This window comes from Ferrovibrio xuzhouensis, from assembly GCF_042648965.1.
Lineage (GTDB): Bacteria > Pseudomonadota > Alphaproteobacteria > Ferrovibrionales > Ferrovibrionaceae > Ferrovibrio > Ferrovibrio xuzhouensis.
In genome coordinates this window covers 1,539,795-1,552,086 of record NZ_JBHRYJ010000001.1, presented here as the reverse complement: position 1 = coordinate 1,552,086, position 12,292 = coordinate 1,539,795, and the positions used below count along the sequence as shown (strand labels likewise).

The following is a 12,292-nucleotide window of genomic DNA, read 5'->3' as shown; positions in this document are numbered from 1 at the left end:
GATTGGCGCGGGGTCGCGGATGGCGGCGGGGCGTTACGCGGCCGCGGCCGGCTTGCGCCACTCGTTGCCCTGCATGAAGGCGTCGAGCGGGGTGTGGACGATGTGGTTGGTGTAGTTGCTCATCACCTTGGTGGCGACGCCGAGCACGACTTCCAGCACGTTGCGCCGCGTGTAGCCGGCGGCAATGAAGGCATCGACATCGGCATCCGACATCCAGCCGCGGTTGCGCACCACCAGACTGGCGAAGACATGCAGGGCCTCAAGCTTCGCATCCGGCAGCGGCGTGCCGGCGCGCAGCGCCTGGATCACGCCGGCATCCATCTTCTGCATCTTCGCCAGCGTGGTATGGCCGGCCATGCAGTAATGGCAGTCATTCTCGAAATTCGAGGTCAGGTAGACGACCTGCTGCTCGTGCGGCGTCAGGGTCGATTTCGAGAACAGATCCCACAGCGCCGAATAGCCGGCCAGCAGTTCCGGCGATTCCGCCATATGGGCCTGCAGGTTAGGGACGAAGCCGAAGGCGGATTTGACGGCGCCGAGCGTCGGGCGGGCGGCTTCCGGGGCGGTATCGGCAGTATAGGCGGTGAACTGGGTCATGGCGGCTCTCCGTAGATGGCGTGTCGGGCTGAATCGCGGCGACACGGCCAACCTACGGATCGCGGCGATGATCAGTAGCCGGCCCGTCGGACTATGGTTTATTCCGCGCCGGAATGAGGGGCGGGTGGGGCCAGCCGCGCGCCTAGGTAATACCCCCTAGGTAGAAGACCGAAATGTTCAGCCATCACGCTTCGGCGTACCCCTTGTGCCAACACAACGCACCCGACAGGAGACGGACCGATGGCCCTCGCACAAGCTTTCTCGCAGACCGCGACCCGCATGCCGATCCTGCCGCCGGGCGGCTTTCCGTCCCGCCATCCGGCCGGGATGCGCGGCCAGGAGATCAATCAGCCGGGCGCGAAGGTGGTGTCGCTGCCTGGCATGAGCGACGCACTGCAGCGCATCGGCCAGCCGCTGGTGATGCCGCGCAACCGCGTGGTGCACGAGGCCGGCGATCCGGCCAGCCAGATTTACAAGGTGGTCGACGGCACCCTGCGCGTGGTGCAGCTGCTGCCCGACGGCCGCCGCCATGTCATCAGTTTCCTGCATGCCGGCGACTATTTCGGCCTCGACGAGAACGGCGAATATGTCAGCACCGTCGAGGCGGTCACCGATTGCAGCCTGACCCGCTATCCGCGCCGGCAGTTCGATGCCGTGCTGGACGCCGACGCCAGCGCCGGCCGGCAGATCTTCCGCCTGATGTGCCACCAGCTCACCACCAGCAACCGCATGCTGCTGCTGCTCGGCCGCAAGACGGCGGCCGAACGCATGGCCAGCTTCCTGCTCGACATCGTCGGGCACAGCATGCCGTGCGGGGAAGCAAATCATGTGACGGTCAGCCTGCCGATGAGCCGTGGCGACATCGCCGACCATCTCGGCCTGACCGTCGAGACGGTCAGCCGCCTGGTGACCAAATTCCGCCAGCACAAGCTGATCCGGCTGGCCAGCGCCCACGAGATGATCATCCCCGATATCGAAGCCCTGCGCGACATGGCCGGCGACTGATCGCCGCGGTCCGCGCGTCCCTGTGGTTCCCCCGGCTGCCAGGTTTCGGCAGCATCCCCGGCCGGCAGCAGCGCTCCCCCCGCTGCTGCCGGTTTTTTATGCCGCACGCATAACCGGCCACGCCGCGGGCACGGCCGGGCGTGCTGCAGTCAGGCATGCTGCAGCCAGACATGCTGCAGCCGGTCAAACTGCAGATTGCCTTGTGGATCAGAGGGCGGTGAAAGCCTGTTCAATGGCGCCGAACAGCAGGCTGTGCGACAGCGGCTTGTCCAGCAGGGCCAGGGCGCCGAGTTCCTCGGCCTGGGCCTGGATCTGGCCGTCGCGGCGGCCGGTGATCAGGATCGCCGGCACGCTTGGGCTGCGCTGGCGAATCCGGCGCAGCACCTCCATGCCGGTCATGCCGGGCATGTGGACGTCGAGGATGATGCAGCAGCCGGCCAGATCGGGATTTTCACCGAGGAAGCGGTCGCCGGATTCGAAATCGCGGGCGACATAGCCGCGCACTTCGAGCAGCGCAATCAGCGAATCGCGGACGACCTCGTCGTCGTCGATCACATAGATGTTGGCTGCGGCGTTCTGCATCATGACAGGGTGATACATGCATCCTGCCACCCGGTCATGCAATTAAGGGACTATACTTATCGGGCCTCCGGCATGCCTTCGCCGCTGGTGAAACCGACACCCAGCGCCATGCGGACCAGATGCGACAGGCTGTCGGCGTTCATCTTCTTCATCACATTCGCACGATGTATTTCCACCGTGCGCGGGCTGATATTCAGGTGGTAGGCGATAATCTTGTTGGGATGACCGACCACAAGTTGCTGCAGGATGTCGCGTTCGCGCGGCGTCAGCCCGGCGATGCGGGTCCGTGTGTCGTCGGGATCGATCTGCACCGCCTGCCCGGCCTGGGCGGCGGCCAGCGCGCGCCCGATGGAATCCAGCAGGGTGGCGTTGCTGTAAGGCTTTTCGATGAAGTCGGCGGCGCCGGCCTTCATCGCCCGCACAGCCAGCGGCACATCGCCATGGCCGGTCATCACCAGGACGGGCAGTGCAATGCCCCGGCTGCGCAGGTGTTCCAGCAGGGCGAGGCCATCCATGCCGGGCATGCGGATGTCGACCACGGCGCAGGCCGGAGCGATGGGCTGGTAGCCGAGCAGGAAAGCCTCGGCAGAGGCGAAGGCCAGCGCGTTCAGGCCCTGGGTCTCCAGCAGCGCCGTCAGCGATTCCCGGACTGATTCATCGTCATCGACGATGAACACCATGCGCCCGCCACTCATGGGCCGGCTCCCTCACCGGTCTGTTCATCGGCCGTCTTTTCGCCGGCGGGTTGCCCGGGCAGCCGGAAGCGGAAGACGGTGCCGCCGTCGGGATTGGGTTCGGCCCACAGGCGGCCGTCGTGGGCTTCGACGATCGAACTGCTGATCGACAGCCCGATGCCCATGCCGTCCTGCTTGCTGGTGACAAATGGCGTGAACAGCCGCTCGGCGATCTCCGGCGCGATACCCGGGCCGGTATCGCAGATGGCGACCTCGAGGCCGCCGCCCTCGGCACGGGTGCTGATCACCAGCTCGCGGCGGTCCGCGTCGCGCAATACCTCGACGGCGTTGCGCACCAGGTTCACCACCACCTGCTGGATCTGGATCTTGTCGATGCTGACTGGCGGCAGGCCATCGTCGAGATCGAACTGCACGCGGATGCCGTCGACCCGGGCGCCAATGGCGGCGAGATTGCTGGCATCGATCACCACACGGTTCAGGTCTTCAGGGCTGCGTTCGACCGGACCCTTCTCGACGAAGCTGCGCAGGCGGCGGATGATCTGGCCGGCCCGTTCGGCCTGGGCGACGGCCTTGCCGAGGAATTCGGGCACCTTGGCCGGCACGGCGGGGCCGGCGGTTTCGGCGATCTGCCGCGCCGCCTCGGCATAATTCATGATCGCGGTCAGCGGCTGGTTCAGTTCATGGGCCAGCGACGAAGCCAGTTCGCCCATGGCGCTGAGCCGCGAGATATGCACCAGCTCGGCGGTCAGTTCGCGCTCGCGGCTTTTGGCCTCGTGGCGCTCGGTGATGTCGCGGATGATGCCGATGAAGCCGCGGCCGCTGGCACCGCTCATCTCGCCCACAGAAAGATCGATCGGAAAGACGCGGCCGTCCTTGTGGCGCGCCTCGACCTCGCGGCCGGTGCCGATGATCTTTGCCTTGCCGGTGGTGACATAGTTGTGCAGATAGCCGTCATGCTCGCCGTGATACGGCTCGGGCATCAGCACATGGACATTGCGGCCGATCACCTCGTCTGGATTGTAGCCGAAGATGCGCTCGGCGGCCGGGTTGAAGGTCTCGATGCGGCCCTGGGCGTTGATGGCGATGATCGCGTCATGGGCATTGTCGATGACGGCGCGGAAGCGCTCGGCGGCCCGGCGCTCGGCACGCGCAGTGGCGCGGAAGCTGATGCCGAAGGCCAGCAGAAGCGCGCCGGTGAGCAGCAGGCCGATGACGAGCCATGCCCAGCCGCCGGAGGCTTCGTAGGCCACGAAGGACAGCACCAGGCCGGCCGCCGCGACCGCCGCCATCACCAGGGAACCCGACCATTGCGACAGTTTCATACCTTCATACCGGCGGCAGCCTTCTCCCATGCCTTGGTGCGGTCTGATGGAACACGGGCATTTGGTATATACTCGATATTATCTTGATTATCTTGGATCGCATCATCCGGGTTCGATTTCAAGGCGCGCGTAGCCGGCGCCGCAGCAGCCGGGCGGGGCGCAGGTCGAGCGCGACGGCGAGGCAGATCAGCCAGCCGATCACCGTCCAGCCGAACAGCACATTGGCGACCAGGATGCGCTGCCGCAAAGGATGGCGCCGGCGCCAGGCCAGCAGGGCCGGCAGGCAGTAGGCGGCCAGCACCAGAACCAGGCCGATCAGCCGCGGCAATCCGCCCGCCATGACCCTATCCTCCTCGAATCCCAGCCGGATTCTGTCCGGCCGGGCCAGCCTAAACCGTTGCCGCGGCGGCGCAAAGCATTGGCGGCGGGGTGGAAATCGCTATAGTCCGGCGCATAGCTTCCATCCCCCGGCCGGGTTGGCCGGGGTTTCGTGCCAGGCAGGGGAATCCGTCATGTCGCTGCGCAACAAGCTTGTCACCGTTTTCGGCGGCTCCGGCTTTATCGGCCGCTATGTGGTCAAGCGGCTGGCCGAACAGGGCGCCCGGGTGCGTGTTGCCATCCGCCGGCCCGACGAGGGTCTGTTCCTCAAGCCGATGGGCAATGTCGGCCAGATCGACATCGTGCAGGCCAATATCCGCATGCCGCGCTCGGTGCAGCAGGCGGTGGCCGGCGCCGATTATGTGATCAACTGCGTCGGCATCCTCCATCAGAGCGGCGCGCAGAAATTCGGCGCGGTGCAGGCGCGCGGTGCCGAGGTGATCGCGCTCTGTGCCAAGGAAGCCGGCGTGCAGCATATGGTGCAGGTCTCGGCGATCGGCGCCGCTGCCGAAAGCCGCTCGGCCTATGCACGCAGCAAGGCCCAGGGCGAGGCCGGCGTGCGCCGCCACATGCCGCAGGCGGCGATCATCCGCCCCAGCGTGGTGTTCGGCCCGGAGGACGATTTCTTCAACCGTTTCGCCGCGATGGCGGCGCTGGCCCCGGTGCTGCCGCTGGTCGATGGCGGCCATACCAAATTCCAGCCGGTCTATGTCGGCGACGTGGCGGAAGCCATCGTCCGCGCGCTGACCGATCCGGCCGCCGCCGGCCAGACCTTCGAACTTGGCGGCCCCAGCGTGCACAGCTTCCGCGAGTTGCTGCAGATGACCCTGGCCGAGATCCACAAGAAGCGCCTGCTGCTGCCGATCCCCGGCGCGCTGCTCAAACCGCTCGCCCTGCTGATGGAACTGCAGCCGTTGTTCCCGCCGCCGCTCACCCGCGACCAGATCGAGCTCTTGAAGCACGACAACGTGGTGGCGCCGGGGGCGAAGACGCTGGCCGATCTCGGCATCACCGAGCCGACCCCGCTCGAGGCGGTGATCGGCACGTATCTGTATCGCTATCGCCGTGGCGGCGGAAAGTTCGAGCCGCGCTTCAGCTGAAGGCGCGAACGGGTGGAATAAAAACAGGCGGGACGCTGCGGTGTCCCGCCTTTCGTTTTGTCTTCAGCCGGCCATCGGCGTGATCAGTCCGGTCCAGAAGGCCAGCAGCTGCAGCGCGCCGAGCAGCGCGATCAGCAGCGCGCCGGCGAGCGCCGCGCCGCGGTAGAGCCGGCCGGCCAGTGCCGTCATGCGGCCGCCGGCCAGCGTGGCAGAGCGCTGCAGGCCGAGCGAGGCCAGCGTGACAATACTGACGGTCAGCGCCACGCCGAACGCCATGGCAAACGTCGAGACCACGCCGGTCAGCAGCATGCCGTTGGCGAGCGTGAACAGCAGCACCAGGATGGCGCCCGAACAGGGGCGCAGGCCGACGGCGACGCTGGTCATCAGCAGCGGCCAGCGCTGGCGCAGGGCCGGCCGGTGTGCGTGATCGTGGGCATGGTCGTGATCATGGCCGTCATGATCGTGGGCATGGTCGTGCGCGTGGCCATGTGCATGGCAATGATGCCGGCCGCTGGCGATGCCCCAGGCCATCCACAGCCCGAGCAGCATGATGGCGCCGTAGCTCAGCATCTCCAAGGTCGCGGCATGATCGAGGATGCGCCGTGCGCTGACGTCGAACACCGCGATCAGCAGGCCGACCAGCACGATGGCGGAGACCGCCTGCACCGCGGCGGACAGGAAACTGGCGCCGAGGCCGTGCAGTACCTGGGCCCGCCGGGTCAGGAAATAGCTGCCGAGCACCGCCTTGCCGTGGCCGGGGCCTACCGCATGGAACACACCATAGAGAAACGACAGCAGCACGATAGCGAAAGCCGGGCGCCAGGATGTACCGTCGCGCGCCGCTGCCAGGGCGGCCCGCAGCTTGGCATTCAGCGCGCTCTGCAGGGAGACGACAACACCGAGCGCACGGGCCAGCGGCGCCGGCAGGGTGATCGACGCTGTGACGGCCGGACCATTCGTCGCTTTTTCCGTCGCATCCGGCTTGCCGAAATAATCGGCAGCACGGGCCGGCTGCAACAGCAGCAGCGGTAACAGCAGGGCGATCAGCAACAGGCACAGGCGAGGCAGCGGCATGGCGATCTCAGCAGGCGATACGGATGGTGGGTGGAAAGACCGAGCCGAAATAGATCGGCCGTGTCTTGTCCGGCGCTATGGCGATCCTGCAGGTGGGTGCCGGCGGATTCTCCAGCCCGGTGGCAACGCGATGCTCGACGGGGCCGACGTCGACGTAATAGCTGTCGTCCCAGATGCCGATCTCGACCTGCACGGCTGCCGGATCGACCGGCTGCGACAGATCATAGGTGAAGGCATAGACCAGCCGATCGCCGTCGCGCCGCGCCGTGAAGTCGCGCACGCGGCCGGCCGTCATCGCCTGGCCGTCGATCCAGACGTGATGGAAATAGTGATAGTCCTTCAGGTTCTCGAAGGCCTTGTCATGCAGGGCACGGATCTCGGCGGCGGAGAAGGGAGGCGCGGCTTTCTTTGCAGTCTTCTCGCCGAGGATGTCGTGCAGCACGGTGGCGCTGAAATCCTCGTCGAAGTGCCATTCCTCGCGCAGGGCGGTCAGCGTCTTGCCGGTGAACAGGCCGGTCACCGTGTAATCGACCCAGACATGCGGATGCGCCAGCGCGGCGGGCGCTGCCAGAAGGAAGCCGAACAGCAGGGTGGCGAGGCTCGCCGGATGCCGGAAGGAAAACACGAATCCGCCCCAGGGAAGACCGGCGGATCATAAACCCGATGCCGCGGGCCCGGTTGCGACCAATGGCCGCAACCGGGTGCAGCGCGCAGATCAGGTTTCCTGCTGTCAGTTCTTCTGCATGGCCGCGACCATCTCGGGCACGTTGTTGCGGAACATCTTCACATAGGTATCGGCCGGGCCGCCGGCTTTCGACAGCGAATCCGAATACAGCGTGCCGCCGACCGCGGCATGCGCCTCGCGCGCGAGCTGCTGCACCAGGCGCGGATCGGTCATATTCTCGATGAACAGCGCCTTGATGTGTTCGGCACGCATCTGCTTGATCAGCTGGCCGACATGGGCGGCGCTGGGGTCGGCATCGGTGCTGATACCGAGCGGCGCCAGGAAGCTGATGCCATAGGCCGAGCCGAAATAGCCGAAGGCATCATGCGAGGTGATGATGCGGCGCTTGGCTTCCGGCACCGTTGCGATCTGGGTCTTCACCCAGGCATCGAGGTCCTTCAGGCCGGCGAGATAGGCGGTGGTGCGGGCTTCGTAATCGGCGGCATGGGCCGGATCGATGGCGTTGAGCGCCGTGGCGATGTTGCGGATATAAATGGCGCCGTTGGCGACATTCTGCCAGGCATGCGGATCGGTGACGATATGCGGTTTGCCGTCATCCTTGGCGGCAGCCTTGCTGTCGTGATCGTCGTCGTCGTCCTCGCTCATGGTCTGCGGCTTCACGCCGGTCGAGGCGGTGGCGATGCGGCCCTTGTAGCCGGACGCCGAGATCAGCCGGTCGATCCAGCCTTCCATGCCGAGACCATTGACCACGACGAGGTCGGCGCGGGCGATGTTTTTCGCATCGCCCGGTTTCGGCTGGTAGACATGGGCGTCGCCGCCCGGCGGCACCAGGGTAATCACATGCACATCATTGCCGCCGATTTCCTTCACCATGTCGCCGAGCACGCTGAAGGTGGCGACCACCTGGCGCGGCGCGGCCAGGGCGGGGGAGGCGGCAGTGGCGGCAACGGCCAGCAGGCCGGCGGCGCAAAGGTGGCGGAGGGACAGACGCATGGGGGAAGCTCCGGGTTGGGCGGTCAGAACTTGGAATGTTATAATATAACCCTCCTGACCTCTCAAGGCGGAACCGGCCCTTCATCGTCGGCCAGTTAAAAAAACCCGGGGGAGATGCCGGGGCGGCAGCAGGGTGGGGGCAGGAGACCTCCGCCGCCGGGGCCTCAGTGCGGCCAGGCCGAACCCAGGATGATCGAACAGAAATTCTGCCGCCGGTAACCCGGCAGCTTCATCTCCAGCACATCGGCCTTGACGTTACCGAAGGTGGTCAGTGGTTTGCTGCGGATGCCATCGGCGAAATGGTCGATGATGCTCTCCTTGAAATCCGCCTCGCGCGGATGATGGGTGCAGACATGATCGCGCTGGTCATGAGTGAAGTCGTCATAGGCGATGCCGAGCACATCCATCTCGACGCCGGCGGTGACCAGCGCGATGGTCGGCCGCATGTGTTCGGGGATGCCGGGCGTGGTGTGCAGGGCGATGGACGCCCAGACATCCTCGATATCGCGTTCCGGCACGCCATAGCCCTTCAGGAATGCGCGGGCGGCATTGGCGCCATCGACCTCGAAGCGCAGGTCGGGGCTGGCATGCGCCGCGGTCAGGCCCATGTCATGGAACATCGCGCCGATATAGAGCAGTTCGGGGTCGTACTTCAGGGTCTTGCGTTCACCGGTGAGCGCGCCCCAGAAAAAAACCCGGCGGCTGTGATTGTAGAGCAGATCGTCCTCGGTATCGCGGACCAGCTGGGTGGCGGCGCGCGCCAGCGCGCTGTCGGGCACGTGGATGCCGGCGATTGTCTGGGTCATGTGCAGTCACTCCTTCGGATCGTAAATGGCGCCGGAACCGTTTCCTGCCGCGCCATCACCTGACATGATTTATCTGGCGGGCCGGCCGCCGGCAGCAACATCGCCGGCCCGCCGGATCGCGCCAATGACACGGCATTTCAGGCCAGCGGCAGCCCGGCGGGGGGACCCATGGTTCAGAAGGTGGCGATCGCGATCCATGACGGCGTGCAGGCGCTGGACATTGCCGGCCCGGTCGACGCCTTCATGGAAGCGAATGCTTTCATCGCACCCGGTGATGGCTATGAGGTCGTGCTGGTGGCGGCGGACCGGCAGCCCCTGCGCGCATCGAGCGGCATGCGGATCGCCGCCGATGTCAGCTTCGCGGAAGCCCGGGACGATTTTGCGATCCTGCTGGTTGCCGGCGGGCCCGCCCTGCCCGTTGCCGCGCCGGATCCGGCGCTGACGCAATGGCTGTGTCGCGCGCCGGATCGTGCCGCGATCTACGGTTCGGTCTGCACCGGTGCCTTTGCGCTCGGCCACGCCGGCTTGCTCGACGGCCGCCGGGTGACCACGCACTGGCAGAATGCGGCGCAGCTCGCCGCGCAGTTCCCCGCCGCCCAGGTCGAGCATGACCGCATCTATATCCGTGACGGCCGGCTGGTCACTTCGGCCGGCATCACGGCCGGCATCGACCTCGCGCTGTCATTGATCGGCGAGCGGCACGGGCCGCGGCTTGCCGTCGATGTGGCCAAGCGCCTGGTGGTGGTGGCGCAGCGCCAGGGCGGGCAGTCGCAGTTCAGCCCCTTCCTGGTCGCGCCGGTGCAGGACGATTCCCCGATCGCGCGGGTGCAGACCCATGTCATGGCCCATGTCGGCGAGCGGCATACGCTGCAGACGCTGGCCGGGATCGCTGGCATGAGTACACGCAACTTCGCCCGCCATTTCGTACTGGCCACCGGAATCACGCCGCATGACTTCGTCGACCGGGCCCGCATCGATGCTGCCCGCCGCCTGCTCGAGGCCGACGACCAGCCCTTAAAGGCGGTGGCCTATGCCAGCGGCTTCGGCACGGCGGACCGGATGCGCATCGTGTTTCGCGAGCGGCTGGGGGTGTCGCCGGCGCAGTACCGCGCCAGTTTCCGCCGGACCGGGGAGAATGGCATGTCCGGCGCCTGAGCCGGCCCGCGAACCTGGTGTAAGCGATTCAATAGCTTGGCAAAAATTTAGTCCTGTATCGGTACTAATTTTCGGAGAATTGTCCCGATTGTGCCGTTCGCAGGCCAACAAACCCCTGCGCAATAAATGAAAAGGTCAACAAATATGACCTATCGACTAAAATTTGCTTGCAAACCGGCATCCGCGACACTAAAAGCTATGGGCAACCCCGCCTGACGGTCCCTTTGCGTCTGCCCCCGCCGCGTTCCGCGCGGCATCCTGACGCCGCCAGCCGGTCTCCCGGGGTTGTCCCGTAACTGACGTTGTCCAGTTCTAGAGTCTGACCTGCGCCTTCCGGGGAGCACGCCAAGAGAGCGGCCGTCCCTGGAAAGCGCCCGACAAAGCAGCCGCCACCCGACGAACGGGCCCGACGAACGGGTAAAGAGCGGGCAGGTGGAGTGAGGAGCGTTCGATGGCCGAGAAGATGCTGAAGTTCGTGCAGACCGCCCGGGACATGCCGGCGAAGCGGATGGCTAGCGAACGCGCCAAGGATTTCGACGAGATCTACCAGGAATACGCAGCCCAGAAGGCGGCCGAGCAATCCGCGCGCTGTTCGCAATGCGGCGTGCCGTTCTGTCAGGTGCATTGCCCGCTGCAGAACAACATCCCCGACTGGCTGCGCATGACCGCGGAAGGCCGGCTGGAGGAAGCCTACGAGCTGTCGTCGGCGACCAACACGTTTCCCGAGATCTGCGGCCGCATCTGCCCGCAGGACCGTCTCTGCGAAGGCAACTGCGTCATCGAACAGTCGGGCCATGGCACCGTCACCATCGGCTCGATCGAGAAATACATCACTGAAACCGCCTGGACCTCGGGCTGGGTCAAACCGCCGAAGCCGGTGGGCGAGGAACGGTCGCAGTCGGTCGGCATCATCGGCGCCGGTCCGGCCGGGCTGGCCGCCGCCGACAAGCTGCGCCGCAAGGGCTATCAGGTGCATGTCTATGACCGCTACGACCGCCCCGGCGGCCTGCTGATCTACGGCATCCCGAACTTCAAGCTGGAGAAGTCGGTCGTCGAGCGCCGCAGCAAGCTGCTGGCCGAGGCCGGCGTGCAGTTCCACCTGAACTTCGAGGTCGGCCGCGACGCCAGCCTGGACGACCTGCGCAAGAAGCATGATGCGGTCCTGATCGCCACCGGCGTCTACCAGGCGCGCGACATCCAGGCGCCGGGCTCCGGCCTCGACAATATCGTGCCGGCGATGACCTACCTGACGGCGTCCAACAAGCACGGCCTCGGCGACACGGTCGCCGACTTCGAGAGCGGCGCCCTGGATGCCAGGGGCAAGAAGGTTGTCGTCATCGGCGGCGGCGATACCGCGATGGACTGCGTGCGCACGGCGATCCGCCAGGGCGCCACGGCAGTGCACTGCCTGTATCGCCGCGACAAGGCCAACATGCCGGGCTCGATGCGCGAGGTGAAGAATGCCGAGGAAGAGGGCGTCGAATTCGTCTGGCTCACCCTGCCGAAAAGCTTCCGTGGCGAGGGCAAGGTGACCGCCGTGCATACCGGCCGCATGAAGCTCGGCGCGCCCGATGCCTCGGGCCGCCAGGCACCGGTGGAGATCGAAGGCGCCGATTTCGACACCCCGGCCGATCTTGTGGTCAAGGCGCTCGGCTTCGATCCCGAGAACCTGCCGCAGGTCTTCAAGTCACCGAACCTCGAGACCACCCGCTGGGGCACCGTGAAGATTTCGGCGCGCAGCAAGATGACCAACATTCAGGGTGTTTTTGCCGCCGGCGACATCGTGCGTGGCGCCAGCCTCGTGGTCTGGGCGATCCGCGACGGCCGCGAATGTGCCGATGCCATCCACCAGTATATCCAGGCGCGCGTGCAGCCTGCCGCCCAGGCGGCCGAGTAAGAG

The 12,292-nt window shown here is 66.1% G+C and carries 13 protein-coding genes; 4 read left to right on the top strand and 9 right to left on the bottom strand.

Going from position 1 to position 12,292, the window contains the following annotated elements; translation table 11 throughout:
- Nucleotides 1–33: 33 nt before the first annotated feature.
- Complete coding sequence (locus ACFOOQ_RS07655) at nt 34–597, bottom strand: carboxymuconolactone decarboxylase family protein (protein WP_379723945.1); 564 nt, start codon at nt 595–597, stop codon at nt 34–36.
- A 240-nt stretch (nt 598–837) separates the two neighbouring features.
- Here ACFOOQ_RS07655 and ACFOOQ_RS07650 point away from each other — a divergent pair, with 240 nt between their 5' ends.
- On the top strand, nt 838–1,602 hold the full coding sequence (locus ACFOOQ_RS07650) for a Crp/Fnr family transcriptional regulator (protein WP_379723942.1): 765 nt from the start codon (nt 838–840) through the stop codon (nt 1,600–1,602).
- A gap of 207 nt (nt 1,603–1,809) precedes the next feature.
- Here ACFOOQ_RS07650 and ACFOOQ_RS07645 read toward each other — a convergent pair whose 3' ends face one another.
- The 4 genes from ACFOOQ_RS07645 to ACFOOQ_RS07630 all read right to left on the bottom strand — a co-directional run bounded on the left by ACFOOQ_RS07645 (nt 1,810) and on the right by ACFOOQ_RS07630 (nt 4,541).
- Entirely contained in the window at nt 1,810–2,202 is a 393-nt protein-coding gene (locus ACFOOQ_RS07645) for a response regulator transcription factor (RefSeq protein WP_379723939.1), read from the bottom strand.
- A gap of 38 nt (nt 2,203–2,240) precedes the next feature.
- Nucleotides 2,241–2,879: a response regulator FixJ gene (gene fixJ / locus ACFOOQ_RS07640; protein WP_379723936.1), complete on the bottom strand. Its 639-nt coding sequence runs from the start codon at nt 2,877–2,879 to the stop codon at nt 2,241–2,243.
- Nucleotides 2,876–4,201: a two-component system sensor histidine kinase NtrB gene (locus ACFOOQ_RS07635; protein WP_379723933.1), complete on the bottom strand. Its 1,326-nt coding sequence runs from the start codon at nt 4,199–4,201 to the stop codon at nt 2,876–2,878. Before ACFOOQ_RS07635 ends, fixJ begins: the two co-directional genes overlap by 4 nt.
- 118 nt (nt 4,202–4,319) lie before the next feature.
- Nucleotides 4,320–4,541 (bottom strand): superinfection immunity protein, encoded by a 222-nt coding sequence (locus tag ACFOOQ_RS07630; protein ID WP_379723930.1) that lies wholly within the window; start codon nt 4,539–4,541, stop codon nt 4,320–4,322.
- A gap of 172 nt (nt 4,542–4,713) precedes the next feature.
- On the opposite strand from ACFOOQ_RS07630, the gene ACFOOQ_RS07625 reads away from it, so the two are divergent.
- The gene (locus tag ACFOOQ_RS07625) at nt 4,714–5,679 is read left to right on the top strand and encodes a complex I NDUFA9 subunit family protein (protein WP_379723928.1); all 966 of its coding nucleotides are present in this window, start codon (nt 4,714–4,716) and stop codon (nt 5,677–5,679) included.
- 63 nt (nt 5,680–5,742) lie between these two features.
- Here the strand turns inward: ACFOOQ_RS07625 and ACFOOQ_RS07620 are convergent, their stop codons facing one another.
- The 4 genes from ACFOOQ_RS07620 to ACFOOQ_RS07605 all read right to left on the bottom strand — a co-directional run bounded on the left by ACFOOQ_RS07620 (nt 5,743) and on the right by ACFOOQ_RS07605 (nt 9,237).
- Nucleotides 5,743–6,753 (bottom strand): nickel/cobalt transporter, encoded by a 1,011-nt coding sequence (locus tag ACFOOQ_RS07620; protein WP_379723925.1) that lies wholly within the window; start codon nt 6,751–6,753, stop codon nt 5,743–5,745.
- Between the two features lie 7 nt (nt 6,754–6,760).
- Nucleotides 6,761–7,378, bottom strand: a complete 618-nt coding sequence (locus ACFOOQ_RS07615) for a DUF1007 family protein (RefSeq protein ID WP_379723922.1) — start codon at nt 7,376–7,378, stop codon at nt 6,761–6,763.
- Between the two features lie 105 nt (nt 7,379–7,483).
- On the bottom strand, nt 7,484–8,431 hold the full coding sequence (locus ACFOOQ_RS07610) for a metal ABC transporter substrate-binding protein (protein ID WP_379723919.1): 948 nt from the start codon (nt 8,429–8,431) through the stop codon (nt 7,484–7,486).
- A gap of 164 nt (nt 8,432–8,595) precedes the next feature.
- Nucleotides 8,596–9,237, bottom strand: coding sequence for an HD domain-containing protein (locus ACFOOQ_RS07605; protein WP_379723916.1), 642 nt, complete (start codon nt 9,235–9,237; stop codon nt 8,596–8,598).
- A 168-nt stretch (nt 9,238–9,405) separates the two neighbouring features.
- Here ACFOOQ_RS07605 and ACFOOQ_RS07600 point away from each other — a divergent pair, with 168 nt between their 5' ends.
- Both ACFOOQ_RS07600 and ACFOOQ_RS07595 read left to right on the top strand, forming a co-directional pair.
- Nucleotides 9,406–10,392 (top strand): GlxA family transcriptional regulator, encoded by a 987-nt coding sequence (locus tag ACFOOQ_RS07600; protein WP_379723913.1) that lies wholly within the window; start codon nt 9,406–9,408, stop codon nt 10,390–10,392.
- Nucleotides 10,393–10,843: 451 nt separating this feature from the next.
- Nucleotides 10,844–12,289: an NAD(P)-dependent oxidoreductase gene (locus ACFOOQ_RS07595; RefSeq protein WP_379723910.1), complete on the top strand. Its 1,446-nt coding sequence runs from the start codon at nt 10,844–10,846 to the stop codon at nt 12,287–12,289.
- The last annotated feature ends 3 nt before the right edge of the window (nt 12,290–12,292 follow it).

Coding starts and splice junctions, on each gene's coding strand:
- ACFOOQ_RS07655 (WP_379723945.1), bottom strand. CDS start 597: ATGACCCAGTTCACCGCCTATACTGCCGATACCGCCCCGGAAGCCGCC.
- ACFOOQ_RS07650 (WP_379723942.1), top strand. CDS start 838: ATGGCCCTCGCACAAGCTTTCTCGCAGACCGCGACCCGCATGCCGATC.
- ACFOOQ_RS07645 (WP_379723939.1), bottom strand. CDS start 2,202: ATGTATCACCCTGTCATGATGCAGAACGCCGCAGCCAACATCTATGTG.
- fixJ (WP_379723936.1), bottom strand. CDS start 2,879: ATGAGTGGCGGGCGCATGGTGTTCATCGTCGATGACGATGAATCAGTC.
- ACFOOQ_RS07635 (WP_379723933.1), bottom strand. CDS start 4,201: ATGAAACTGTCGCAATGGTCGGGTTCCCTGGTGATGGCGGCGGTCGCG.
- ACFOOQ_RS07630 (WP_379723930.1), bottom strand. CDS start 4,541: ATGGCGGGCGGATTGCCGCGGCTGATCGGCCTGGTTCTGGTGCTGGCC.
- ACFOOQ_RS07625 (WP_379723928.1), top strand. CDS start 4,714: ATGTCGCTGCGCAACAAGCTTGTCACCGTTTTCGGCGGCTCCGGCTTT.
- ACFOOQ_RS07620 (WP_379723925.1), bottom strand. CDS start 6,753: ATGCCGCTGCCTCGCCTGTGCCTGTTGCTGATCGCCCTGCTGTTACCG.
- ACFOOQ_RS07610 (WP_379723919.1), bottom strand. CDS start 8,431: ATGCGTCTGTCCCTCCGCCACCTTTGCGCCGCCGGCCTGCTGGCCGTT.
- ACFOOQ_RS07605 (WP_379723916.1), bottom strand. CDS start 9,237: ATGACCCAGACAATCGCCGGCATCCACGTGCCCGACAGCGCGCTGGCG.
- ACFOOQ_RS07600 (WP_379723913.1), top strand. CDS start 9,406: ATGGTTCAGAAGGTGGCGATCGCGATCCATGACGGCGTGCAGGCGCTG.
- ACFOOQ_RS07595 (WP_379723910.1), top strand. CDS start 10,844: ATGGCCGAGAAGATGCTGAAGTTCGTGCAGACCGCCCGGGACATGCCG.